This window comes from Arthrobacter sp. 18067 (assembly GCF_902706295.1).
GTDB lineage: Bacteria > Actinomycetota > Actinomycetes > Actinomycetales > Micrococcaceae > Arthrobacter.
Map to the genome: position 1 here is coordinate 24,984 of NZ_CACSJJ010000015.1, position 22,709 is coordinate 47,692.

Here is a 22,709-nt window from a genome sequence, read left to right on the forward strand (position 1 = left end):
GTGGTTGGGCTGGACTCAGGATGCCGAGCGCTGCAGGATGCCGCGGGCTTCTGTGGCAGCACGGTCAAGGGCTTCCTTGGCGCTGACGTCGCCGCGGAGGGCCGCCTGGATGTTCGGCGCGAGGGCGCCCATGACCTGGCGTGCAGCGGGGGACGGTTCGCCGGGGTTGGCTGACTTCAAGGCCTCTGCCATGGCGATGGAGTCGGCGTCCGTGCCAAGGGCTGCGGCGTCTTTGCGTGTAGGTAAGTTGCCGGCAGCGGCGTTGAGGGCCTTCTGGGACTCAGCGGAGCTCAGGTAGCTCATCACCTTGTAGGCAGCTTCGCGGTTTTCCTTCTTGTTGATGGAGGTCAGTGCGAGCAATCCGGGGTTGCCGTAGGTTGCCTGGACCTTGCCCTGCAACGGAGCGCCCAAGGCAACGTTGTCGGCACCCAGGGCGGCACGCATCTGCTTCAGCTCCGGCAGCGAGGTGGTGGCCCGCATTGCTGCCTTGCCGGTGGCGATCGGCGCACCTTCAACCTTGGGGCCGTCTGTGGCGGCATCCGCGGGAAGTCCGCCGAGCTTCTTGAGGTCCATCAGCAGCTGCAGCGCCGAGACACCAGCTTCGGAGTCGAACGCGATGTCCTTGGCGTCATCGGTGAAAACCGTTCCGCCTGCCTGCCACAGCAGGGGATAGAACGACAGATTCAAGGTCTGTTCAGGGCTGCCGGCGTAGTCCATCACCGCGATGCCTTTCTCCGCCAAGACCGGCGCAGCACTGCGGAGGTCGTCCCAGGTCTTGGGCAGTGGAATCCCGGCATCCGCGAAGATTTTGGTGTTGTAGGCCGTGGTGTTGATGTTCTGGAACAGGGGAACGCCGAACACTTCGTCGTCGAACGTGGCCGCTTCCAGGGTGCCGGGATAGAAGCTGTCCTTGTCCTGATCAACGGCCTTGTCCACGGGCAGCAGCCCGCGCACGTTGCGGTAGGTGGCTGCCTGGTCGGGCGTAATGAGTACGACGTCGGGTCCCGAGCCTGCGGCCAGCGCCGCCGAGATCTGGGCGTCCCGCTTGTCGAACGTCTGGAGTTCGATGGACAGGTCAATTCCAGGGTTCGCCTTCTCGAAGCTGGCCTCGGTGTCCTGCCAGAACTTCTTGCTGGCGGTCTCGTCCTTGATGACCGGATACATCCAGAGCGTTACCTTGCCGGTGGCCGGGCCGCCGTCGGACGTTGTAGAACCGGGGGAACCGCAGGCGGTGAGCGTCAAAGCGGCGGTGACGACGGCGGCAGTTGCCAAAGCGGTGCGGTGCATCTTTCGAATGAACATGGTGGCTACTTTCGGGTGAGGGTGGCTTCTTGGATTGCGCTGAGCGCGAGCTCGTGGCGGCTGGCAGCTACGGGTGCGGTGAGGAGGGGATCGCCGCATTCGCGCATCCAGTCGAAGAGGGTTGCGGAGAGATCCCTGAGGATCTCCGATTGCTCCGGATGGCCGGCGATGTTGTCCAGTTCCTCTGGATCCATCGTGAGGTCGTAGAGTTCCAGCGCAGGACTGGTTCCGATCGTTGGCCCGCCAAGGTCTGCAGGCAGGCTGCGGTGAATCCAGGATTGTGTGGGATCCATGGCGCGGGGTGCGTTGGAGAAGTTGACGATCAGCTTGTGCGTGGATGTCCGCACTGATCGCTTGGGGTCGTAATACGTGTGGTGGCTCAATTGGCTGAAACAGTGGCTTCGCGGAGCATCTCCTGCTTCCACGGCCGGCCGCAGGGTGGTCCCGGCGAGGCCGTCCGGAATCGGTAGTCCTGCCAGGTCCAGCAAGGTGGGCAGGACATCCACGTGACTGACGATGTCCCCCACGCGTCGCCCGGACCACGCCGGGTTGCCCGGATGGCGGAGCATCAGCGCAACGCCCAGTCCGGCGTCGTACAGGGTGCATTTGGCGCGGGGCAGCGCGAGCCCGTGGTCAGTGGTGAACAGCACCAGCGTCTGCTCGCGGAGGCCCAGCGAATCGAGTTCCGCCAGGATGCTCCCGACGCCTTCGTCCATATGTTTCACGGCGCCCTGCAGTTCGGCGATCTCCTCTCGGGCACCGATGTCGTCCACCAAGTGGGCTGGAACGGTGTGGCCCAGGGAGACGTCCGGTTCCACGCCGTCGGCAAGGAAACCCATCACCCCCGGACGGTCCCTTTCGGAGGGCACCCGGTGCGGCTCCGTGAAGCCGACCTGCAGGTAGAAGGGCCGGTCGCTGCCGGACATGCGACGCAAGGCGTCAGTGGCGCGATCCACGACGACGTCGCGGGCACCTCCCGTACGGGCGTGGTCGAAACCGAGCCTGCCGGCCACAACGTCGTCCGCCAAAACACGCGATTCGTGGTGCACGCCCACCAGCTCGGTTTGATAGCCGACGGACTTCAGTCTGTGGGCGATGTGGTCTGTCGGTTCTTTGAGATCCCAGCTGAAGGGCTCGTGCGTCAGCCCGAGGACACCGTTGGTCTGGGGATAGGTGCCCGTGAAGAGTGAGGCCCGGGCCGGGCTGCAGTGGGGAGCAGTTGCGAAAGCCTGCTCGAAGAGTGCTGATTCATCGGCCAAGGCATCCAGGTTGGGGGTGGAGACGGTTGCCACTCCGTAGGTGCCCAGGAAGCGGCCGAGGTCGTGGCAGTGGATCAGGAGAATGTTCTGCACGGTCAGCCCATCCGTTCGAGGTCGGTGCGGGTGAGGGCGTGTTCCATGGGCTGGCCGCCGATGAAGCGGCGGAGTTCATCAAGCACGATCCCGCCGGCCCTGCGCCGCGAGTCGACGGTGGCTCCGCCGAGGTGGGGAGTAAGGAGGGCGTTTGGCAGGGAACGCCAGGGATCATCCACCGGCAGGGGTTCTTCGTCGAAGACGTCCAACGCAGCATCAATCCGGCCCGAGTGCACCTCTTTGTAGAGGGCTTCCATGTCCACGATGGTGGAGCGGGCCGTGTTCACGAACGCGGCCCCGTCCGGGAGCAAGGCGAGTTCGGCAGCACCGATGAGCCCCGCGGTTTCCGGGGTGGCCGGAGCGTGGACAGCGACGACGTCGCTGTTCGCCAACAGATCATGCAGGGTGGCGGAGCTGGCTGCGAGGGGATCCCCCTTGAGAAGGTATGGATCGTAGACGCACACTTTCGCGCCGAGTGCCCGGCAGGCCTCGATGTAGCGGCGGCCCGTCCGTGACGCCCCAACTACTCCAATGCGGGCACCGGAGATTTCGCGGGCCCGTGGGACGTTGCGGGCGTCGTCCCAGTTGGCGCCGGAGCGGAGGCCGTGATCGAGCTGGTGAACGCGGCGCAGCAGGTTAAGCGTGAAGGTGAGCGAGAGTTCCGCGACCGCCGGTGCCATGGCTGCGCCCGCCTGGGAGATGGGGATGCCGGCGGCCCAGAAGTCTTCACTGACCAGGGCGTGCAGCGATGACGCGGCGTGGACGACGCACTTGAGGTTCGGTGCCGCTGCCAAGTGTCCGGCATCGAGACGGGGGAATCCCCAGGCGGTGATGAACACATCCTTGTCTGCGGCAGCGGCGGAGAAGGCACCCAATGACTGGAGTTCGGCGGGGGCGGCTTCGGTGACCTCACCGAGTCCGTCCAGGGCAGCACGGGTTTCGGGGGAGATGAAGGCCGCCCGTTCCGCCTCCGGGATGCTCAGCAGGATCTGCAGCCGGGTTGCTGTGGGTGGCGAGGATGTCGATGCAACGCCTTTGTTGTTGTTCATGGGACCGAGATTGCCAGTTTCAATATCTTTTGTCAATGACTAAAGTAAGTACAATGGAGAGTGTGAAGGCATCCGGACTGCGGATGCCAGAATGGGGGAGATCCCATGCGACGCGACAACAGGAGCCACCAGCAATGAAGCCACGCGCAGGCAGCAAGGCCCTGATCCGCGAGATCAATGAGGCCTTGGTGCTGGACATCGTCCGGACACAGGCGCCGGTGTCCCGCGCCAAAATCACGGTCCAAACCGGGTTGAGCGCAGCCAGCGTCACAGGGATTACCGGAAAGCTCATCCATTCCGGATTGCTGGTTGAAACCGAGATTGCGCCCAGCACGGGTGGCAGGCCCGCACGACTGCTTGAGCTCGGACGCGAAGGTGTTTTCGCGGCGGGGGTGAGGCTGTCCGCTACGGAGGCCCACGCCGTCGTCGTCGATTTGCGCGGTGACGTGGTGGCCACCCACAGCGAGCCGTTGGCGTCGACCGGGCCCGACGAAGCGGCAGCGGCCGTGGCTCGGGCCGTGCGCGCGGCGGCCGGCTCGGTGGAGTCCAGGCTCATTGGGGCGGGTGTTGCCGTTTCCGGCGTGGTTGATCAAGCCAGTGGCCTGGTGCGGCACAGCGGGGCGATGGGCTGGGCTGACATCAAGTTCCAAGTGCTCCTTGAAGAAGTTTCCGGGCAACCGGTCATCGTTGACAGTTACGTCAATGCCTACGCGCGGGGGCTGCTGTTCGATGACGTTTTCAAAGGCCGGGAGATGCTGATCTTCAGCGTCGGAACCAGCCTGGGTGCCGCCGTCGTGATTGAAGGCCGCATCCAGCGCGGCTTCAACGGTGCGGCCGGGGGCTTCGCCCATTCGCGGGCGATCACCGGACCAGGTCCGGCCAGGCCCTGTCACTGCGGCGCGGACGATTGCTTTGAGACCCGCGGCAGCTTGTGGGGGATGCAGCGTGAGCTGGAGCGGAGCGGCCAGGACCGGGGGATAGACCCCGACGTCGATTCCAGCCTGATTGCCGACGCCGCCATGCACCTGGGCATCGGAATGGCGAACATGGCCAAGGTCATGGGCCCCGAACAAGTAGTGGTGGGCTTTGCGCCGGAGGCCGATCTGGGGACCTTCGCCGAGCAGACCAAGCGCGCGTTTTTGAATCAGTACAGCCACGCGAATACTCCGTCTCCGTCATTTGATGCAGCCATTGCAGATCCCGTAGCCCTCGCCCGGGGTGCTGCATGCTCGGTGCTGGCGGGACTGTTTACGGCCAGCCCAACTGGGTAGCAGCAGATGCCGTTTTGAGGGCTCAGAACGGCATCTGCTGCTACTTACATGGGCTTGAAGGGCCTACTTTTCTTTCTTGGGCTTCTTGTCTTTCTTTTCTTTGTCCTTCTTCTCTTTCTTCAGCTTCCCCTCGGGGGACAGGTCATCAATCCGGACGAGGTTGGGGCCCTGCAAGGTGTAGAGCAGGCCGTCTTCGTCCGCTGTGATGTGCGGGCCGCTGTACCAGCCGCCATTGATTGCCGGGGCCACCACAGTGACCTCGAACGTGGTGGGGTCGATGCTGAAGACCGTGGTGTCAGAGACGCCGTAGACCTTCTCCTCGGTGGCCACCAGGGCTCCGAAATCGGTGCACACCGCGCTCAGGTCTCCGGTGTGGACCACTTGGCGGGTAGTGAGGTCCACAACGAACAGGCCCGCCGCTTTCCTGGACATGCCAAAGAGGTAGTTGCCATGGATTGCCATTGCTGCGATGCCTTGGGTCTGTCCAGGGTCCAGGCGCCACAGCTCCTGGTTAGCCACTGGGTCCCAGGCAACTACGGTGCTCCGGGGGCCGGTGGGGTAGATGTTGTCTCCTCCGAGGTAGGCCACGCCGTCCTTGGTGGCCACGGCCCGGACCATTTGGAGGGCATCGATCGGGTTGACCGTGGTGATGACCTGGGTGGTGGAGGGCTTGTAGGCGGCAAAGCACCCGCCTCCGCCGGTGTCGTTCTGCGCACCTGCAATGACCATGCCGTTGACAGCGTCCCAGCAGACGTCCAAGGGGCGGTTCTGCCCTGCCGGCAGTGCGGCCACCTGGTACGGAAGTTGCCCGGTGGCGGGATCGTAGGCGTAGATCCCCCTGGAGTTGTACTGGCCTGTGTAGAGGATGCCGCCCACAATCACGGCGTCCTTGGCCTCACCCGTTGCCCGGAGATAGGACACCTGTTCCGTGGCGAGTTGGTGACGGGCGATTGTTCCGGTGCCACCCACGTAGACGTCGCCCGCGCCGGCAGCGAGGCCCATGCACAGCTGCGGTCCGCCCGGCGCCCCGGCCTGCGTGAGGTCATGTTTGACGGCGGTCTTCGCTACGGGGTCAATCTCAATGACGTCGTAAGAGGAGACGGTGAGTGCTTTGTTGCCATAGACATCAAGGCCCCACATGGCGCCGACATCTTCGGTGAGGATCTGGGTGATCTTCTTGGTGACCAAGTTGTAGGACCACACGCCCGGTTCCTTGACGAAGAAGACGTCGTTGCCCAGTTGCCTGAACATCACGCCGGTCTTGGCGATGATGGTGTACTGGGCGTGGTTGGCAAGGTTGATCAGCACGGACTTGCCTGGGCCCTTGACCCCCACTCCCAGCTGCCCGTTCAGCACGCTGAGCGAAGTGACAGAGACGCCGGCGGCTACTTCTGCCGGGAGGATGTTGGTGGAGGTTTTGGTGGTCCGGTCGAAAGCAAACAGGCGGCCGGGACTTGATCCGTTGCCGCCACCCAGCGTGCTGCCCGTGCCGAAGTACACGTGGCTGGCAGTGGCAGCCACGGCCTGTGCAATGGTGGCTCCGGCGTCAGGGATGCCCCAACTGGTCATGGCATTCGTGGCGGGGTCGTATTCCCACAGGGAAGGTGCATTGGTGGTCAACCCGCCACCGGCAAGATAGACCTTTCCATCGGGGGCCACGGCCAGGGCCCGGATATCGCGGTCGCCCGTTTCGCCGACGCCGACCGCAGGAACGTTGGGTGTGCTGAGGTCCCAGCGGTAGAGGTTTGGCTTCCCGTCAATTCCGTCGCGCAATACGCCTGCGTACAGGTAGCGGCCGGTGGAGTCAGCGGCCAGTGCCTGGATGCTGTACCCGGAACCGAGGTCTGTCCGCGAAGTGATGGTGCCGGTGGGGAGATGGAACCCGATGATCCGCACGGGGTTGAGGTTCCGGGAACCGATGTAGACGGTGTCTCCCACCAGCAGCGAACTCATCAGGGAAAACTGAACGACGGCGGGTCCAAGGTCGGTGATCTGCGGGACGCCTGCGCTTTGCTTCTTCGGTGCAGCCTGGGCGGCGCCGCAGGACATTGCTGACAGTGCTACGGCAAGTCCGCCGATGCCCCCGGTCTGCAGCAATTGACGACGATTGATGGCGAATGTGGACATGGAAGATCTCCTCATTGAGTATCCCGTGGGGCCTTTATGGTGGGGTTGTTGGTGCCGTCAGGGGCGTTCCGGATACGTCCTGTGCACTTCATTCAGGGTTTCAGCCAGGGGCAGGGAAATCCATGATTCGAACATTTTCAGACATTCGATGTGTGGGAGGCCGTTCGGTCAGTGCGGAGTCTCCCTTTGATGCTCGCGCCGGAACTGGCTCGGCGAATAACCGGTTTTCCTGGTGAAGAGTCGGCTGAAGTAGGCGGGATCGTCATAGCCGGTCAGTGAAGCGATCCTTTGCACGGGCAGGGCTGTGTCGGCCAGGAGTGACTGGGCACGTGACATCCGGAGTTGGATGATGAGTTCTTTGGGACCCACGCCTGTGGCGGCCTGGACCGAATGCCGGAGTTCGGGAACGGAAACCTTCAAGGAAGCGGCCAGTTGCGGCAAGCTGAGTGGGAGATGGGCCATCTCCTGGAGTCCGCCGAGCAGCTCTCCTTGGGATTCGTCGGTGCTCGCGCCTCCGCGGGTGCCGGCCCCGACGAGCACCCGTTGGCACAGTACGGAAGCCTCTGCATCACCGCGGGGACCGCCTATCGCGAGTGTTGTCCGAAGGGCTGGGAAAAGTCCAAGTGCTTCCGCGAGGCCAGCTGCCGACGAATCATCAAGCTGCACCAGCGGGCGGTCGCGGGCGTAGCACCCCAGTTCCTCCAATGCCCTCGCTGTAGGTCCGGTGAACAACAACCAATGTTCCTGCCACCCCGCCGGTCCAGGCCCGTACCCGTGGCTTACCCCGGGGAAGAGCCAGATGATCGCCGGAGCTTGGATCTTGAACCGCCTTCCGTCCACAGAGAAATGCCCGGAGCCTGCGGATACCAGCACCATGGCGTGGCTGCTGAGGGTCCGTCCCGAAAAGGAAGGCAAAACACCGCTTTGCTCACCGGCGCCCAGGCACGCCAAGCCAAGATCGCGGAGGGGAGACGCGGGATGGCGGTATGTTGACCAATCGTCCATGAAGCTCAATGCTGCCTTCACACGCACGCCGAAACAAGCCGAACAAAAGTCCAAGTTTTCCGGAGTCGGAGTCCATTCACGTGGCTGCCCCCCACTGACAAAGTGGGGACTATGTTGACCTCGAATGGCTACGTCCTGGATGAATCGGAATCCCGACTCGCGGAGCTGGAGCCTGTACCCCGTTCCGAGCGCCGGGATCGTGACGCGCTGTGGGCAAGACTCCGCCGCGATGGATACCTCTACCTGAAGGGGCAGCTCAATCCCGCGCAGCTGCTGGATTTCAGGGAGTTCTACTTTGCTTCCCTGCGGGAAGCCAATGTGTACGCGGATGGTACGGATCCTCGGGACGGCATTGCGGCGCCCGGCGACGTGGACCGTGCTGCGTTGCGGCGGGGCCTCTTCGACCACATCGTTCCCGGGCCGGAGTACCAGGCGCTGTGCACTGCGGAAGGCATTGCCGGCTGGTTCTCCTGGTTCCTGGAAGACGATGTCCATTTGCACCGCCGGAAGATCATTCGCCACACCAAGCCCGGCGAAAGCGGGATCGGCACAGCCACACAGGCCCACTACGATCTGGTGTATCTGCGCGAAGGCAGCGATCGCGTGCTTTCCATGTGGATTCCGCTAGGTGATTGCCCACGCGAGCGGGGAGGCCTGGCCTACCTGGAGGGCAGCCACCACTGGGTGATGGCCGAGGAGCGTGAGGGAACCCTGAAAATGCCCGCGGCGTCCATCACCGCCGACCTTCCGGGGCTGGCGGACGAACGCGCTGCCCGCTGGCTCGTGACCGACTATGAGGTGGGCGATGTGGTGGTCCATTCGGCGCATATTGTGCACGCGGCCCTGGACAACACCGACCGTAACGGCACCATGCGCCTGTCCACGGACATCCGCTACCAGCGTCTCAGCGAACCAATTGATTGGCGCTGGCAGGAGCACTGGAATTACGACGACGGCCTCTAACCCGCCGCAGCTCCTGTGATCAAGCCACGTCGATGGAAGTGGGGGAGCCGAGCTTCTTTCTCGTGGCATGTCCCTTCACGAAGAAGATGGCCAGCAACGCCAAAAGGATGTAGACCCAGTTGAAGATCCCGGCGAGGGAAATCAGGCCCGCCGCTCCAGCTGATTCGGTGGCACCATCGATGCCACCTGTGGCCAGGAACGTGGTTGGATCCGTGGCGGCGTGCAGCAGGATTGCCCAGGTGATGCTGCCTGTGACCCGCATGGAGAGATACATCATGGCACCAAATCCGAAGGTGTAGACCACGGTCACGGCGACAACCAGTGGCTCCATTGTGAGAATGTTTCCACTGTGCAGCAAGGCGAAATACGCGCAAGACAAAACGAAGACGAGCCGTTCACCGTAGCCACCGTTACGGAGCATGTTAACAACGATTCCTCGTGTGGCGAGTTCTTCGGTGAATCCCACGCAGAGGCCGAAGAAGGCCATGACCAGAACAAGTCCCACTGAGTACGCGGACCAGTTGGTCGCTACCAGCCGCAGGAAGATAGGGATGATGAGGAGGGGGATCGCAACCCACATCCAAGCCTGCCCCCGGAGGGGCTGGGGGCCGAAAATCTCCTTGACCCAGCCGAGCGAGCGTGCAAAGAGGAACAGCAATATTCCGGCGATCAGGATGGGTAGCGCCAGCATAAGGAACGCGGTGAGCGGATCAGCCAACGGGTTTTTCAGGTTGATGAAGCCCCCGAACAGGGTGCCGATACCCAGGCCGATCAGTTCATAGACGCCCCAGTAGACGGCAACGAACAGAAGTGCTTTCCACCACGTCCCGCGGTTCCAAAAGCGGATCCATCCAGAGTCACTTTCATGCATGCCCAGCACCTTCCTGCTTAGTTCCCCCCTTTAGGCCGGGGCCATCCTGATAAGCCTAGGTGATGCCAGTGTGTGGAAGGCGGACCGCGGCGGTTTCGCCGCGCGGGATGGATGTGGCTGCTGTTTCAGAAACCCTGTGGCATCCGCGCAGCTTCCCGCCACCATGTCATTGTTGCTGTTGCCGCTTCCGGCAGGGGAGTGGGTTCCAGCCCCAGGAGTCGCTGGCTCTCCGAGGAATCCATCACGAACGGGCGCTCGAACTGGTACAGCAATTCGGCAAGCTCGCGCATGTCCGTGGAGAAAATGCCCGCCACCCGCAGCACCCATCCAGGCACGGCGCTCACCTTGGGTGCGGCCACTCCGGCGGCCTCTGCATGTGCTGCAGCCATGTCTCCCTGGGTGACGGCCGGACCGGTGGGGGCGTGCACCACGGTGTTCCAAAGCTCGGGCTTCTGCGCTGCCGCAATCATGGCGGCCGCGAGGTCCGGAACATAGGTGAACGAGTGCGGCTGGCGTTTGCTTCCGATGAACTGCACTGCCTTGCCTGCCAGGATGGGCGTCACCATCCGCTCTCCGGCATGTGCCATTTTCACGCGTGGTCCGAAAAAGTCGCCGGCAACAACGCTCACCGTATTGGCCTCATGCGTCTGCCGCGCCGTCAGCAGCGCGGTCCGGATGCCACGCTTTCCGCCGGTCGCCGCCCGGGGGCCGGTTTCGCCCATGACCTTGTCTGGCTGGCTGTACGAGTAGAGGCTTTCGGGGAAGACGACGACGGCGCCCACGGCTGCCGCTGCATCCATCACCACTTGCTCGGCTTGGGGGAGTTCGGCAGCCCATGCGGAGGCCCGGTACGCGGATCCGTGGATGCAATGGAAAACGGCGGTTGCACCCTCCAGCGCCTGATCCAGCTGTGCCGAATCGGAGACGTCGGTGCGGATTCGTTCAACCAGGGGGTGCTCCGGGCCGCTGCCGGACCGCGTCAAAACCCGTACCTGGTGGCCTTGCTCGGCCAGTTGTTCCGCGACGGTGTAGCCAACGGGTCCTGCTCCTGTGACGACGTACATGGCGTGCCCTTCTTTCAGTGTTCACTCGGAAGAATCAAAACAAGAGCAGTGCTCTCTAAATCCAGAATGACGGGCACTTACAGCAATGTCAAGAGCGGTGCTCTCGTTTGTTGACGGCGCTCTCTATTGTGGCAAGCTGGTGTGCATGACGTCCGCCGAATCCAGCGCAGCCAAACCCAAGGCAACAACCCCGCGGGAGCGGGCACGCGCCCAAACAATCGCGGACATCATCCGCCTGGGTCGCGAGCACCTTGCGCTCCACGGCGCCGCGGCCCTGTCCCTGCGCGCCGTGGCGAGGGATCTCGGCGTTGTATCCTCGGCCGTATACCGCTACGTCGAGAACCGCGACGAACTCCTCACGCTCCTGCTCATCGACGCCTACAACGAGCTCGGCGATCACGTGGATGCAGCCGTCGAAGCGGTCCCGGAAAAGGATTTCGCAGGGCAGTTCAGGGCCCTCGGCAATGCCGTCCGGGCGTGGGCTGTCCGCGAGCCGGCCAGCTACGCCCTGTTGTTCGGCAGCCCCGTCCCCGGGTATCAAGCGCCGGGGGAGCGCACTACCGTCCCGGGAACCCGGGTCATCGTTCGCCTGGTCGGTATCTTCGACGCCGCCTACCGTGCAGGTGCGCTCAACGCCGAGGTGACTCCCGCCGTCGTGATTCCTCCGGCCTTGGCCGCAGACCTGGAGGCCATTCGCGCCGAGTTGAATCTCGCGGCTCCCGACCCGTCCCTGGCCCGGGGTGTCCTGGTGTGGACGTCGGTGTTCGGGGCCATCAGCTTCGAGGTTTTTGGGCAGTATGGCGCCGACACCTTCGCCGCCCGCGACGAACTGTTCGCGCATCAGCTCCGCGTGCTTCAGGGCGTCGTGGGGCTCCAAGGCTAGGGCGCTAAAGTATTCAGATGGTTCGAGGGCTTGCAGACATCGGTGCGGAGGGCGTCCTGCTCGCCGGTGCGGGCCGAGCAATCCTCCTGCAGATCGCTGACCCCAAGGTGGGCCACGGCGTAGCAGAGCACAGCAATTTCGCGGAGCGCCCCATGGACCGACTCCGCGCCACCATGACGTACGTATATGCGGTGGTTTACGGCTCCGAGGAGCAGCTCAAGGCCGTCCGCCGCGCCGTCAACCGTGCCCATGCGCCAGTCCGCCGCGGACCTGACGGCGCCTCCAAGGGCTACAGCGCCTTCGACGCCGAATCCCAGCTCTGGGTGGTTGCGACCCTCTACGACACTGCCGTCACGGTGTATCAGCAAGTACATGGAACGCTCGACGACGAGACTGCCGACCGTATTTACCGTGAGTACGCGCGGATCGGGACAGCCCTGCAGCTTCCGGCGGACAGGTGGCCGGCCGACCGAGACGCTTTCGCCGCCTATTGGGACGCCCACGTGCAAGGACTCCAGCCGGACGAGAAGGCGCTGAGGGTTGCCCGGGACTTGCTGTATCCGGCTGGTGGACCGCAGCTTTTGCGCCTGGCCATGCCGCTGGCGCGGTTCCTCACCGCCGGCCTGCTGCCCGACCACCTGCGTGACGGCTTTGGTTTGAGTGGAGCCCGGGCCATGCCCGCCGCTTCGAACGGACCATGCGGGCCATGGGGCGGGTCTATCCACGCCTGCCGCAGCGGATCCGGCACTGGCCCCGCGATCACTACCTGGGCCGGCTTGCGGTGGAAACCAAGGTGCCGCATGCGTAACTCCACCTCCGTGGAAGAGTCCATCGATGCCCTGGCCCACCGCTATCTGGACCGGTTCCGGGGAGGCCGCCTGCAGGCCGGGCTCACGGAGTTCGTGGTCTTCGGGCTGAAGCAGGCGTGGGCTTGTGTGTTCGGTGCAGCGTTGCTCGCGGTGATCATCGCCGCCCGCCTCTGGTATCCGGATAACGTGCCGCTCGCCCGTAACGATTTCCTGACCCTTGCCGCCGTCGTCATCCAGATACTGATGATCAGCTTCAAACTGGAGACGCTGCGGGAATTGCGGGTCATCCTGCTCTTCCACGTCGTGGGGACGGTGATGGAGTTGTTCAAGACGGACGTCGGATCCTGGGCGTACGAGGCTGAGGGATTCCTTCGGATCGGGGCGGTCCCGTTGTTCAGCGGGTTCATGTACGCGGCCGTGGGGTCCTATATGGTGCGCGTTTTCCGGCTGTTCGACCTCCGCTTCGACAGGTACCCGCGCCGTTGGATCACCGCCTTGGTTGCCGGCGCGATCTACGTGAACTTCTTCTCGCACCACTACATCTTCGACGCGCGCTGGGTGCTGCTGGCCGCCGTCGTGCTTGTCTACGGACGGTGCGTGATGCACTTCCGGGTGTTCCGGCGTCGCTTCCGTATGCCCATCCTGGTCTCGTTTCTGCTGGTGGCGCTGTTCATTTGGTTTGCAGAGAACATCGGAACGTGGTCGCGTGCTTGGCTGTATCCGAATCAGTTGAATGGCTGGCAGGCCGTCTCGATCGACAAGCTGCTGGCGTGGTTCCTGCTGATGATCATCTCGGTGGTGCTGGTGGCGTGGGTGTACAAACCTGAGCCGCTTGACGCCCCTGGCGCCGCCGAGGTCCCTAGGCTTCGCCGCGTAGCGCCTTGAGGGCCGCGCGGCGCGCGTGAAGCAGGGGCTCGACGTCGGTCACCCGGGTCAGGCTCACGGCTTGCGGTTGCGGCGGGTTGCGTTGAGCGTCAATGACGATGCCGAAGGTGCCGGTCATGCCGGCAGCGAGCCATGAGTTTGTTCCGCGCCAGAGGGTGAAGTCTATGGCGGCGCCGTCCACCGTGATCGTTATGCGCCTACTGGTGAGGGCGCTGAACGCCGCGTTCTGCCGCTGAAGTGCACCGGTCCGGATCTCCTGATCCATCCGGTCGTCCATCGCCCAGAACTCGTCCGGCGGCAGGTATCCCGCGTACTCCATCGCGCCAGTTTGCCAGTTCACCGTGGGCGAAACCAGTCCCTGAGGCCCGTGATTCAGGGGGTTTCCAGGCCGCCAGAAGCAAAGTTGAGCGTACTCGACTCAACTTTGGATTGACTTAATTCTGAGGCTGAGTACAGTTGAGTGCAGAACGCTCAACTAGCCGATTGTTGAGCAGGCTCCCGGCAAGTAACCGCCCAGCGGATGGCTGTCGATTGCGATCTCCAACATCGGCCATTGAAAGGAAAACAAGATATGTCACGTGCAGTAGGTATCGACCTCGGAACCACCAACTCCGTGGTCTCTGTTCTCGAAGGTGGCGAGCCCACCGTCATCGCCAACGCAGAAGGCGGCCGCACCACGCCGTCGGTCGTTGCGTTCTCCAAGTCCGGCGAAGTCCTGGTCGGCGAAATCGCCAAGCGCCAGGCCGTCAACAACATCGATCGCACCATCGCTTCCGTCAAGCGCCACATGGGCACCGACTGGAACGTCGCCATCGATGACAAGAAGTACACGCCGCAGGAAATCTCCGCGCGTATCCTCATGAAGCTCAAGAACGACGCCGAGAGCTACCTGGGTGAAAAGGTCACCGACGCTGTGATCACCGTTCCGGCCTACTTCAACGACGCCGAGCGCCAGTCCACCAAGGAAGCCGGCGAAATCGCGGGCCTCAACGTCCTCCGCATTGTCAACGAGCCCACCGCGGCTGCGCTGGCTTACGGTCTGGACAAGGGTAAAGAAGACGAACTCATCCTGGTCTTCGACCTCGGTGGCGGAACCTTCGACGTCTCCCTCCTCGAAGTTGGCAAGGACGAAGACAACTTCTCCACCATCCAGGTCCGCGCAACCGCCGGTGACAACCGCCTCGGTGGCGACGACTGGGACAACCGCGTCGTCGAGTGGCTCCTGAGCCAGCTCAAGATCAAGGGCATCGACCTCTCCAAGGACAAGATCGCCCTCCAGCGTCTCCGTGAAGCTGCAGAGCAGGCCAAGAAGGAACTGTCCTCCTCCACCAGCACCAACATCTCCCTCCAGTACCTGTCCGTCACCCCCGACGGCCCGGTCCACCTGGATGAGCAGCTGACCCGTGCCAAGTTCCAGGACCTCACCAAGGACCTGCTGGACCGTACCAAGAAGCCGTTCCAGGACGTCATCGCAGAAGCCGGCATCAAGGTTTCCGACATCGACCACATCGTCCTCGTCGGTGGCTCCACCCGTATGCCTGCTGTCTCCGAACTCGTCAAGGAACTCGCCGGTGGCAAGGAGCCCAACAAGGGCGTCAACCCGGACGAAGTTGTGGCCGTTGGTGCTGCACTGCAGGCCGGCGTCCTGAAGGGCGAGCGCAAAGACGTCCTCCTCATCGACGTCACCCCGCTGTCCCTCGGCATCGAAACCAAGGGTGGCGTCATGACGCACCTCATCGAGCGCAACACCGCTATCCCCACCAAGCGTTCCGAGACCTTCACCACCGCTGACGACAACCAGCCGTCCGTGGCCATCCAGGTCTTCCAGGGCGAGCGTGAATTCACCCGCGACAACAAGCCGCTGGGCACGTTCGAACTGACCGGCATCGCACCGGCACCGCGTGGTGTTCCGCAGGTCGAGGTCACCTTCGACATCGACGCCAACGGCATCGTCCACGTATCCGCCAAGGACAAGGGCACCGGTACGGAACAGTCCATGACCATCACCGGTGGCACGGCACTGTCCAAGGACGACATTGACCGCATGGTCCGTGAAGCCGAAGAGCACGCCGCTGAGGACAAGGCCCGCCGCGAAGCTACGGACACGCGTAACTCCGCTGAGCAGCTCGCCTACTCCGTCGAGAAGCTGATCGCCGACAACGACGACAAGCTGCCCGAGGAAGTCAAGACCGAGGTCAAGGCCGACGTCGACGCCCTCAAGTCCGCGCTGGAAGGCACCGACGACGCCGCTGTGAAGACCGCGTTCGAGAAGCTCCAGGCTTCCCAGACGAAGCTCGGCGAAGCCATCTACTCGCAGGCCTCCGCAGCTGACGCTCCGGGTGCCGGTGCTGAAGGCGCTCCCGCCGGTGACAAGGCTGCAGACGATGAAGACATCGTTGACGCCGAAATCATCGACGAAGACGAAGCGAAGAAGTAGTCATGCCTCACCACGGCAACGAAGCAGAGCACTCTGAAGGCAACGAACCGCGCAAGCCAGTTATCCGGGACAACCGCAAGGTTGACCCGGAGACCGGCGCAGCCCGTCAGCCTGACAGCGAAGCTGCGGCTCCCACCGAAGGCAACGCCGCTCCCACGGACGGCGACGCCCTCTCCCAAGCTGAGGAAATCCTCAACGGGGTAGAGGTGCCGGCTGAAGAGTCGGTAGCCTCCGGTGCCGCGGCTGAAGCCCAGGCAGCGGAGCTCCGCAACGACCTCCTCCGCCTCCAGGCTGAGTACGTCAACTACCGCAAGCGCGTCGAACGCGACCGCGCCGTAGCAGGAGAGATGGCCGTCATCGGCGTCCTGAACTCCCTGCTCCCGGTGTTGGACGACGTCGACGCCGCACGCCAGCACGGTGACCTCGAAGACGGCCCCTTCGCCGCCATCGCCACCAAGCTGGAGAACGCGCTGAAGACGTACGGACTGGAACGCATCGCGGATACGGGCGTCGAATTCGACCCCACCATCCACGAGGCACTCATCCAGCAGCCCGGCGAAGACATCGAGGTTGACACGGTCAGCCAGGTGCTGCGCTCCGGATACCGCTCAGGGGAGCGGGTCCTGCGTGCGGCCCAGGTCATCGTGGCTGTCCCGGCGTAGTCTCGCCTTGTCGCTACACCGGATATGGGGCGGTGCCCGCTTCGCGGTGCCCTCCACACCGCCGCCCCATATCCGGTTCCGCGCCCGCTGTAAGCTCGCCTGAGGTGAGCTGACTGCGGCCGTACGCTTTATTGATTTGAAAGGAAACGCTCTTGGCCAGCCAGGACTGGGTTGAAAAGGATTTTTACGCGATCCTTGGTATCGCCAAGGACGCGTCCGACGCGGATATTAAGAAGGCTTACCGCAAGCTGGCCCGGCAGTACCACCCGGATACCAATGCTGGGGATGCTGCTGCGGAGAAGAAGTTCAAGGACATTTCCGAGGCTTACTCGGTGTTGTCGAGTGCCGAGGACCGGCAGCAGTATGACGCCATCCGTGCCATGGGTGGTGCCCGGTTTGCTCCGGGTGCTGGCGCTGGACGTGGTGGTGCTGGAGCCAACGGTGGGTTCGAGGACCTGTTCGGTGGCTTGTTCGGTGGCGGGCCGGGTGCCCGTCAGCCTGCAGGCGGCGGCGGTATTCCGCCTGAGTTCGCTGACCTGTTTGGTGGCGGCTTTGGCGGCGGCAACCAGACCGGGTTCCAAAGGGCTCCGCAGAAGGGTTCTGACCGGACAGCTACGACGTCCATATCGTTTGCCGGTTCCATCAAGGGCACCACTGTGAGCCTGCGTGAAAGCAATGGCAACGTCATCGACGTCAAGATCCCCGCCGGCATCAAGGACGGGCAGAAAGTACGTCAGCGCGGCAAGGGCAACGTTGGCCCGGCCGGCAACGGCGACCTCATCATCACTGTGAGCGTGAAGCCGCATGATTTCTTCCACCGCGACGGCGACAACATCCGTATCCACGTGCCGGTCACGTTCGCGGAAGCGGCGCTTGGCGCCACTATTGAGGTTCCAACGCTCGACGGCGACACCGTCAAGGTGCGCGTCCCGGCCGGAACACCATCGGGTCGTACCCTCCGGGTCAAGGGCCGCGGCGTGAAGACGTCCAAGGCGACCGGCGACCTGTTGGTGACTATCGACGTCGCGGTTCCCCAGAACCTGAACAAGGAAGCGGAAGAAGCCGTGAAGGCTTTCGCTGCTGCCACCACTGACGCCAACCCGCGTCACGACCTGGCCACGAAGGCCCGGTTGTAAGGAGGCGGTCATGGGCATCGACGTCAACCAGCCGATCTTTGTCATCTCCGTTGCTGCGGAGCTTGCCGACATGCATCCGCAGACGTTGCGCCAGTACGACCGGTTGGGCATCGTCTCGCCCAGTCGTGCGCCCGGCAAGTCCCGCCGCTACTCGCAGAACGACGTCAACAAGCTGCGGGAGGTCCAGCGCCTCTCGCAGTCAGGCGTCTCCCTTGAGGGCATCAAGCGAATCCTCGACCTCGAAAACCAGGTCGCCGCGCTCCAATACCGCGTGGCTGAGCTGACAGAAGAACTGACCCGCCGCCGGACGCCCGTGGATGCGCGCATCTTTGCTGCAGGTGCAGCTGGCGACGTCGTCAGCCTGGCCCGTGGCCAGCGTCCCCGTGCGCGGTCGCAGGCTGTTGTCGTGTGGAGGCCTCGAGGGGATTAGTTCCGTGAGCTAAGCCCGGCTGCGGTCCCAACTCACCACCACGCGGGCAGCTCCCCCCTCGGTGCGCTCCACGTTGACCACGATCTGCGAGTCCGTTGCACCCATGTCCCGGATCTGCTGCTTGTAATTCCCGATGTGCTCTTGCAGCGACTCTTCGGTCCACTCGCCGGGACGCATCCTCGTGGAAATCTCAACTGGTTCCTCCCGGACAAGAATCTCGTCGGGCTGTTCGGTCGGTGCGGGTTCCGGCGTCGGGGAAGCCTGCGGCGCCAGCATCCGGAAGGCAAACGCGCCGCCGGCTATGCCAGCCGCCAAACCCGCTGCGATGAGCCAGATGGCGCGTCCTGGTCCGCGCCGTTTGGAACTGGTTCCGATCAGGTTTGCTGCCTTTTTGGAGTTTCGTCGTGCCATGGGGAGTTCAACTTTCCAGTCGGCGTTCGGTAGTCCGTGCATCTGCGGGCCGTAACCCGCCCCTCCATCGTAAGCATCCTTAGAACCCTTGGTAAGCCGGGCGCACGCTGAGGTGGCTACGGAATGGACGAGGGAGGTACTCCCGCTACCTGTAACAAGGGACTCTCCCACATCTCTCACAACCGGGTTGTCATGGATAGGTGACCTCCACCAGCACTTCCTCGAATCCCGCTGTCTCGCCTGACCAGCCGGTGACCCCCGCACCCGGGGCAGCCGGCCGCGTCGCCCTGGCCGTCTCCACGCTCGGTTTCTTCGTCATCACGCTGGACGCCCTGATCGTCAACGTTGCGTTGGCAACCATCGGCGCCCAACTCGGCGGTGGCACGGCAGGCCAGCAGTGGATCGTGGACGGCTACACGCTCATGTTCGCGTCCTTGCTGTTGTTCGCCGGGAATCTGTCGGACCGCATCGGAGCCAAGCGCGCGTTCACCTTCGGGCTGGTGTTGTTTGTTCTGGCATCGGCCGCCTGTGCGTTAGCCCCTGTTCTGTGGGTCCTGATCCTCGCCAGGTTCGTGCAGGGCGCCGCGGCCTCGCTGATGCTGCCGCCGTCGATGGCCCTGATCCGCGAAGCCTTCCCGGACGCGATCCAACGTTCCAAAGCCATTGGTTTGTGGGCGCTCGGCGGGGCCGTGGCGGCCGCAGCCGGACCGGCGCTCGGCGGATTGCTGACCACTGTTGACTGGCGCTTGGTCTTCCTCATCAACGTACCCGTGGGTGCAGTGGCAGTGGCATTGCTCCTGAAGGTCCCGGCCTCCCCGGAGCGGCCGGCGACGTTCGATTGGCTGGGCCAGATCGCGGCCCTCATCGGCGTAGGGGCTCTCATCTTCGGGCTCATTGAGGGAGGGGTACTGGGGTTCGGGGCGCCGCAGGTCCTGCTCGCACTGGCTGGTGCTGTCCTGGCGATCGCCGTGTTCCTCAGGGCACAGGCCCATGGACAGAACCCGATGATGCCTCTTGATCTGTTCCAATCCGGTGGGCTTCGAATCGCGCTGTCGGTGGGGTTCAGTTTCATGGTTGGTTGGTACGGGATGGTGTTTGTGATCAGCCTCTTCCTGCAGCAGCACCTCGGCCTGTCCCCGTTGCTGGCTGGCCTGGCTTTCCTGCCTGCCTCCGTTCTCATTGCAGTCAGCAACGTGGTGGCCGGCAGAATGGCCGCTAAATTCGGCCCCCGCGTTCCGGCTGTCGTTGGCCAGTTGTTGATGGTGGTGGGATTGCTGGGCATGCTGTTGGCGGCGCCCGCCGGATCGCTGGTAGCTGTCGCGCTGCTGCTGATCCCCATCGGTGTCGGTGGCGCACTGGCCATGCCACCCATCACGGCGCACGTCCTGGACAGCGTCCCCGCGCATAGGTCAGGCACCGCAAGCGCGGTCTTCAACACCTTCCGCCAGCTCGGCGGGGCCGTTGGCGTTGCTGTCTTCGGTGCGCTGCTGGCCGGCCCTGCAGGGTTCGTGCCCGGTTTGCAGGCGAGCCTGCTGATCGCAGCCCTATTGCTTCTCGCGACGGCGGTCGCGAGCCTTTTCATTCGCCGGATCCACAACTAAACCACTCATCAAAGGAGACCTCCCATGGCACCCACGGAGACCGCACGCCGGAACCACGACCAACTTTTCCCGGGAAAGCTCCCAACCCTTGCGGTCACGGATCCCGAACTCGTGGAGATAGTCAACAACTTCGCCCTTGACGAGACCCGTCGCTATGGAAATTTGGACACCAAGACCCGGCTCATGGTCCAGCTCGCATCGCTCATCGCGTGCCAGGGCCTGGGCGAGTACAAGACCATGCTGGGTGCGGCCCTCACCATTGGGGTGACCCCGGTTCAGGTCAAGGAAATCGTCTATCAGGCGGTGCCCTATGTTGGCATGGCCAAGGTCTCTGACTTCCTGACTGCCACCAACCAGATCCTCACCGATCATGGAGTGGAACTTCCCTTGGAAGGACAGTCCAGCACTACGCCGGCTGACCGCGCAGAAAAGGGCCTGGCGGTCCAGGAAATCATCGCCGGCGTCGAGAGGGTGGACGCCATGCGTGCCGCTGCGGCCGAAGACGAAAGGCACTTCCAGGACTATTTGGCCGGAAACTGCTTTGGTGATTACCTCACCCGCGGTGGCCTCGACATCGCAACCCGCGAGCTCCTCACGCTGTCCATGCTGGTCTCCTTGGGCGGCTGCGAACCTCAAGTGAAGGGGCACGTCCAAGGCAACCTCAACGTCGGCAATAACCGCGCACGGATGCTTGAGGTGATCACGGCATTGCTGCCCTACATTGGGTATCCGCGGACGCTGAACGCGCTCCGGGTACTCAACGAAGTGGTTCCGGCCGCCGAAACCGTTTAGCCGTCCAGTGCCGGTTCTACCTGTGGCTAGATGGGTGAAACGGGCAGATAATGAAGGCATGGCACGGCAAGCAGCGCTCGTGCTGATGACCTGAGCATCGTGAGGATGATTCCGGTGTCGTTGTCGGAAGAAGAACGCAGGAGCTTGGAAGAGCTGGAGCGGGAACTCGCGTCGACGGATCCCGGGCTCGCCTCTGAGCTGAAGTCTGGCCGCCCACGCGGAGCAGCAGCCCGCACAATTCTTGGCAGCCTGGCTGTTCTGTCCGGCTTCGTCATGGTGATCGCCGGGATTATCACCCAGCTCGTCGTGCTGGGGGTGGTGGGTTTCCTGCTTGCCAGCGCCGGGGCCTACTGGCTTCTTGCCGGGTCTTCGCTCCGGCGGCGGATCGGACGGCACGACGGCGAACCGGCACCGTAATGAGGTACGGCACCTTGGGCGCTACCCCCCGACGCCGGTGAGACGGACGTTTCTTAAGGAACCGGAGGAACGGGAGGCTGGACCGGCGCTTCCGGCTGCTTCACGGGTTCCGGCTCGCCCGGGGGCATCATCATGCGCCACGCCAGGACTGCGCCCGCGCCAACCACAGCCCCAACGAGGAGGCCGACAACCCACCCTGACAGGCGTGGAGCACGCTGTGGGCTCGTCCGCTTCAAGGCCTGCGTCGTCCTCTTGACGGCGTTGGCTGCAGTCCGTTGGGCATCCTTGGCAGCCTTTTTGTTGCCGGTCAGCGTGAGCATGACACCGTGTACCACGGACGGGACATCGGCATGATCGATGCGGGTCAACGCCCACTTCACCACCGCATCAGCCTGGGACGATGTGCCGTCTGCCGCGTGCGTCACCCACTCCCGGGCAAGATCCTGCACGGCGGGAATGATGTTCTGCGGTTTGTACATGGTGCACCCCTATCGGAGTAGATGGCCCCGTTTGCCAGCCTACGCCGGAGCCCCTGCGACCAACAGGGCGCCCCGGCGTCGGAGGGTCAGTCGCGGACCACTGCCGCCAACTCCACAGGGTTCTCCAGTCCGGCCCACTGGCCGTTGAGGGTCAGCCCGCTGTGGAGCTCAGGTGCTGCCGCGGTGCTGGCAGAAGCGTCCGCGGCTACATCCAGGACCCGCGCCACTTTCAATCGAAGATCGCCCGCGTCGATGATCGTCACGCCGCTGCCCGATACCGGCGCCGATGCGCTCAAGGTGGGGACACCGCCGTCGAGCTTTCCGCTGCCTTTCACCGTGACCGTGCTGGGCCGGGGTTCCGGCTCGCCGTCGACGATCAGTTCCGCCTCGTTCTGGCCGGTCAAGATGGCTGTAGCGAGGGCTTTGACGTAGATGGGGTCGGCGCAGGCGTCGTAGACGTAGCGCTTGCCCAGGACCGAGTGATCCATGGTGCCGATGAGCCATTCCTCGGCGCCGGCCAGCTCGAAGCCGCGGTAGCTGAGGGGAACCTGGTAGATGCGCTCGCCTGCGGTGACAACATGGGTCTCGATACCCACTTCTCCGGCGGGATCGTCAAAACGGTAGGCGCCGATGAGTTCCGGGGTGCCGTCCTGGATGAACCAGGGCTGCTTCGGCAAGTAGTCAGCGATGAGTTCGAGCTTGGACGGGGACAGGGTTGCCTTGTGAATGATCGCCATGGTCTCCAGCCTAGGGCAGGGTGCCG

The 22,709-nt window shown here is 63.7% G+C and carries 22 protein-coding genes and 1 pseudogene; 12 read left to right on the top strand and 11 right to left on the bottom strand.

What is annotated here, in order from left to right:
• Positions 1 to 15 precede the first annotated feature (15 nt).
• Genes GVL04_RS15210 through GVL04_RS15220 form a run of 3 tightly spaced genes read right to left on the bottom strand, consistent with a single transcriptional unit; the run spans position 16 to position 3,703 of the window.
• Positions 16 to 1,302: an extracellular solute-binding protein gene (locus GVL04_RS15210; protein ID WP_159706072.1), complete on the bottom strand. Its 1,287-nt coding sequence runs from the start codon at positions 1,300 to 1,302 to the stop codon at positions 16 to 18.
• Between the two features lie 5 nt (positions 1,303 to 1,307).
• A complete protein-coding gene (locus tag GVL04_RS15215) occupies positions 1,308 to 2,654 on the bottom strand; it encodes a sulfatase (RefSeq protein ID WP_159706074.1) in 1,347 nt (448 codons plus the stop codon).
• Positions 2,655 to 2,656: 2 nt separating this feature from the next.
• Positions 2,657 to 3,703 (bottom strand): hydroxyacid dehydrogenase, encoded by a 1,047-nt coding sequence (locus tag GVL04_RS15220; RefSeq protein WP_159706076.1) that lies wholly within the window; start codon positions 3,701 to 3,703, stop codon positions 2,657 to 2,659.
• Positions 3,704 to 3,837: 134 nt separating this feature from the next.
• Between GVL04_RS15220 and GVL04_RS15225 the strand changes: the two genes are divergently transcribed.
• Positions 3,838 to 4,974: an ROK family protein gene (locus GVL04_RS15225; protein ID WP_159706078.1), complete on the top strand. Its 1,137-nt coding sequence runs from the start codon at positions 3,838 to 3,840 to the stop codon at positions 4,972 to 4,974.
• A gap of 63 nt (positions 4,975 to 5,037) precedes the next feature.
• Here GVL04_RS15225 and GVL04_RS15230 read toward each other — a convergent pair whose 3' ends face one another.
• Together GVL04_RS15230 and GVL04_RS15235 are read right to left on the bottom strand one after the other, a co-directional pair.
• A complete protein-coding gene (locus tag GVL04_RS15230; protein ID WP_235036309.1) occupies positions 5,038 to 7,101 on the bottom strand; it encodes a hypothetical protein in 2,064 nt (687 codons plus the stop codon).
• 168 nt (positions 7,102 to 7,269) lie between these two features.
• Positions 7,270 to 8,106: an AraC family transcriptional regulator gene (locus GVL04_RS15235; protein ID WP_159706080.1), complete on the bottom strand. Its 837-nt coding sequence runs from the start codon at positions 8,104 to 8,106 to the stop codon at positions 7,270 to 7,272.
• 111 nt (positions 8,107 to 8,217) lie between these two features.
• Here GVL04_RS15235 and GVL04_RS15240 point away from each other — a divergent pair, with 111 nt between their 5' ends.
• Positions 8,218 to 9,069 carry a phytanoyl-CoA dioxygenase family protein gene (locus tag GVL04_RS15240; protein WP_159706082.1) on the top strand — a complete coding sequence of 284 codons (852 nt, stop codon included), beginning with the start codon at positions 8,218 to 8,220 and terminating at the stop codon, positions 9,067 to 9,069.
• Positions 9,070 to 9,088: 19 nt separating this feature from the next.
• On the opposite strand, the gene GVL04_RS15245 is transcribed toward GVL04_RS15240, so the two are convergent.
• The gene (locus GVL04_RS15245; protein WP_159706084.1) at positions 9,089 to 9,940 is read right to left on the bottom strand and encodes a CPBP family intramembrane glutamic endopeptidase; all 852 of its coding nucleotides are present in this window, start codon (positions 9,938 to 9,940) and stop codon (positions 9,089 to 9,091) included.
• 125 nt (positions 9,941 to 10,065) lie between these two features.
• On the bottom strand, positions 10,066 to 11,004 hold the full coding sequence (locus tag GVL04_RS15250; RefSeq protein ID WP_159706086.1) for an NAD-dependent epimerase/dehydratase family protein: 939 nt from the start codon (positions 11,002 to 11,004) through the stop codon (positions 10,066 to 10,068).
• Between the two features lie 145 nt (positions 11,005 to 11,149).
• On the opposite strand from GVL04_RS15250, the gene GVL04_RS15255 reads away from it, so the two are divergent.
• The 3 genes and pseudogenes from GVL04_RS15255 to GVL04_RS15265 all read left to right on the top strand — a co-directional run bounded on the left by GVL04_RS15255 (position 11,150) and on the right by GVL04_RS15265 (position 13,581).
• Positions 11,150 to 11,887 (top strand): TetR/AcrR family transcriptional regulator, encoded by a 738-nt coding sequence (locus tag GVL04_RS15255; RefSeq protein ID WP_159706088.1) that lies wholly within the window; start codon positions 11,150 to 11,152, stop codon positions 11,885 to 11,887.
• 17 nt (positions 11,888 to 11,904) lie between these two features.
• Positions 11,905 to 12,695 (top strand): annotated as a pseudogene (locus GVL04_RS15260) (oxygenase MpaB family protein).
• Positions 12,688 to 13,581: a DUF817 domain-containing protein gene (locus GVL04_RS15265; protein ID WP_159706090.1), complete on the top strand. Its 894-nt coding sequence runs from the start codon at positions 12,688 to 12,690 to the stop codon at positions 13,579 to 13,581. The pseudogene GVL04_RS15260 and the gene GVL04_RS15265 overlap by 8 nt, the downstream one beginning before the upstream one ends.
• Here GVL04_RS15265 and GVL04_RS15270 read toward each other — a convergent pair.
• The gene (locus GVL04_RS15270; protein WP_235036310.1) at positions 13,556 to 13,921 is read right to left on the bottom strand and encodes a hypothetical protein; all 366 of its coding nucleotides are present in this window, start codon (positions 13,919 to 13,921) and stop codon (positions 13,556 to 13,558) included. The two genes, GVL04_RS15265 and GVL04_RS15270, sit on opposite strands and share 26 nt — an antisense overlap.
• 231 nt (positions 13,922 to 14,152) lie before the next feature.
• On the opposite strand from GVL04_RS15270, the gene dnaK reads away from it, so the two are divergent.
• From dnaK to GVL04_RS15290, 4 genes are all read left to right on the top strand, one after another.
• On the top strand, positions 14,153 to 16,018 hold the full coding sequence (gene dnaK, locus GVL04_RS15275) for a molecular chaperone DnaK (protein WP_159706092.1): 1,866 nt from the start codon (positions 14,153 to 14,155) through the stop codon (positions 16,016 to 16,018).
• Between the two features lie 2 nt (positions 16,019 to 16,020).
• Entirely contained in the window at positions 16,021 to 16,680 is a 660-nt protein-coding gene (locus GVL04_RS15280) for a nucleotide exchange factor GrpE (protein WP_026543425.1), read from the top strand.
• A gap of 152 nt (positions 16,681 to 16,832) precedes the next feature.
• Positions 16,833 to 17,816 (top strand): DnaJ C-terminal domain-containing protein, encoded by a 984-nt coding sequence (locus GVL04_RS15285; protein ID WP_159706094.1) that lies wholly within the window; start codon positions 16,833 to 16,835, stop codon positions 17,814 to 17,816.
• Between the two features lie 10 nt (positions 17,817 to 17,826).
• Positions 17,827 to 18,246, top strand: coding sequence for a heat shock protein transcriptional repressor HspR (locus tag GVL04_RS15290; protein WP_159706096.1), 420 nt, complete (start codon positions 17,827 to 17,829; stop codon positions 18,244 to 18,246).
• 9 nt (positions 18,247 to 18,255) lie between these two features.
• Here GVL04_RS15290 and GVL04_RS15295 read toward each other — a convergent pair whose 3' ends face one another.
• Complete coding sequence (locus GVL04_RS15295; RefSeq protein ID WP_200846867.1) at positions 18,256 to 18,657, bottom strand: hypothetical protein; 402 nt, start codon at positions 18,655 to 18,657, stop codon at positions 18,256 to 18,258.
• 200 nt (positions 18,658 to 18,857) lie between these two features.
• Here GVL04_RS15295 and GVL04_RS15300 point away from each other — a divergent pair, with 200 nt between their 5' ends.
• The 3 genes from GVL04_RS15300 to GVL04_RS15310 all read left to right on the top strand — a co-directional run bounded on the left by GVL04_RS15300 (position 18,858) and on the right by GVL04_RS15310 (position 21,467).
• The gene (locus GVL04_RS15300; RefSeq protein ID WP_235036311.1) at positions 18,858 to 20,258 is read left to right on the top strand and encodes an MFS transporter; all 1,401 of its coding nucleotides are present in this window, start codon (positions 18,858 to 18,860) and stop codon (positions 20,256 to 20,258) included.
• Between the two features lie 24 nt (positions 20,259 to 20,282).
• Positions 20,283 to 21,050 carry a carboxymuconolactone decarboxylase family protein gene (locus tag GVL04_RS15305; protein ID WP_159706098.1) on the top strand — a complete coding sequence of 256 codons (768 nt, stop codon included), beginning with the start codon at positions 20,283 to 20,285 and terminating at the stop codon, positions 21,048 to 21,050.
• A gap of 105 nt (positions 21,051 to 21,155) precedes the next feature.
• On the top strand, positions 21,156 to 21,467 hold the full coding sequence (locus tag GVL04_RS15310; RefSeq protein WP_235036312.1) for a DUF3040 domain-containing protein: 312 nt from the start codon (positions 21,156 to 21,158) through the stop codon (positions 21,465 to 21,467).
• Between the two features lie 53 nt (positions 21,468 to 21,520).
• Here GVL04_RS15310 and GVL04_RS15315 read toward each other — a convergent pair whose 3' ends face one another.
• A complete protein-coding gene (locus GVL04_RS15315) occupies positions 21,521 to 21,946 on the bottom strand; it encodes a hypothetical protein (protein WP_159706102.1) in 426 nt (141 codons plus the stop codon).
• Positions 21,947 to 22,032: 86 nt separating this feature from the next.
• Complete coding sequence (locus GVL04_RS15320; RefSeq protein ID WP_159706104.1) at positions 22,033 to 22,683, bottom strand: hypothetical protein; 651 nt, start codon at positions 22,681 to 22,683, stop codon at positions 22,033 to 22,035.
• Positions 22,684 to 22,709 lie beyond the last annotated feature (26 nt).

Bases quoted from the DNA above. Each gene is read 5' to 3' on its own strand.
- GVL04_RS15210 (WP_159706072.1), bottom strand. From the start codon at position 1,302: ATGTTCATTCGAAAGATGCACCGCACCGCTTTGGCAACTGCCGCCGTC.
- GVL04_RS15220 (WP_159706076.1), bottom strand. From the start codon at position 3,703: ATGAACAACAACAAAGGCGTTGCATCGACATCCTCGCCACCCACAGCA.
- GVL04_RS15225 (WP_159706078.1), top strand. From the start codon at position 3,838: ATGAAGCCACGCGCAGGCAGCAAGGCCCTGATCCGCGAGATCAATGAG.
- GVL04_RS15230 (WP_235036309.1), bottom strand. From the start codon at position 7,101: ATGTCCACATTCGCCATCAATCGTCGTCAATTGCTGCAGACCGGGGGC.
- GVL04_RS15235 (WP_159706080.1), bottom strand. From the start codon at position 8,106: ATGGACGATTGGTCAACATACCGCCATCCCGCGTCTCCCCTCCGCGAT.
- GVL04_RS15240 (WP_159706082.1), top strand. From the start codon at position 8,218: ATGTTGACCTCGAATGGCTACGTCCTGGATGAATCGGAATCCCGACTC.
- GVL04_RS15245 (WP_159706084.1), bottom strand. From the start codon at position 9,940: ATGCATGAAAGTGACTCTGGATGGATCCGCTTTTGGAACCGCGGGACG.
- GVL04_RS15250 (WP_159706086.1), bottom strand. From the start codon at position 11,004: ATGTACGTCGTCACAGGAGCAGGACCCGTTGGCTACACCGTCGCGGAA.
- GVL04_RS15255 (WP_159706088.1), top strand. From the start codon at position 11,150: ATGACGTCCGCCGAATCCAGCGCAGCCAAACCCAAGGCAACAACCCCG.
- GVL04_RS15265 (WP_159706090.1), top strand. From the start codon at position 12,688: ATGCGTAACTCCACCTCCGTGGAAGAGTCCATCGATGCCCTGGCCCAC.
- dnaK (WP_159706092.1), top strand. From the start codon at position 14,153: ATGTCACGTGCAGTAGGTATCGACCTCGGAACCACCAACTCCGTGGTC.
- GVL04_RS15280 (WP_026543425.1), top strand. From the start codon at position 16,021: ATGCCTCACCACGGCAACGAAGCAGAGCACTCTGAAGGCAACGAACCG.
- GVL04_RS15290 (WP_159706096.1), top strand. From the start codon at position 17,827: ATGGGCATCGACGTCAACCAGCCGATCTTTGTCATCTCCGTTGCTGCG.
- GVL04_RS15295 (WP_200846867.1), bottom strand. From the start codon at position 18,657: ATGGCACGACGAAACTCCAAAAAGGCAGCAAACCTGATCGGAACCAGT.
- GVL04_RS15305 (WP_159706098.1), top strand. From the start codon at position 20,283: ATGGCACCCACGGAGACCGCACGCCGGAACCACGACCAACTTTTCCCG.
- GVL04_RS15310 (WP_235036312.1), top strand. From the start codon at position 21,156: ATGATTCCGGTGTCGTTGTCGGAAGAAGAACGCAGGAGCTTGGAAGAG.
- GVL04_RS15315 (WP_159706102.1), bottom strand. From the start codon at position 21,946: ATGTACAAACCGCAGAACATCATTCCCGCCGTGCAGGATCTTGCCCGG.
- GVL04_RS15320 (WP_159706104.1), bottom strand. From the start codon at position 22,683: ATGGCGATCATTCACAAGGCAACCCTGTCCCCGTCCAAGCTCGAACTC.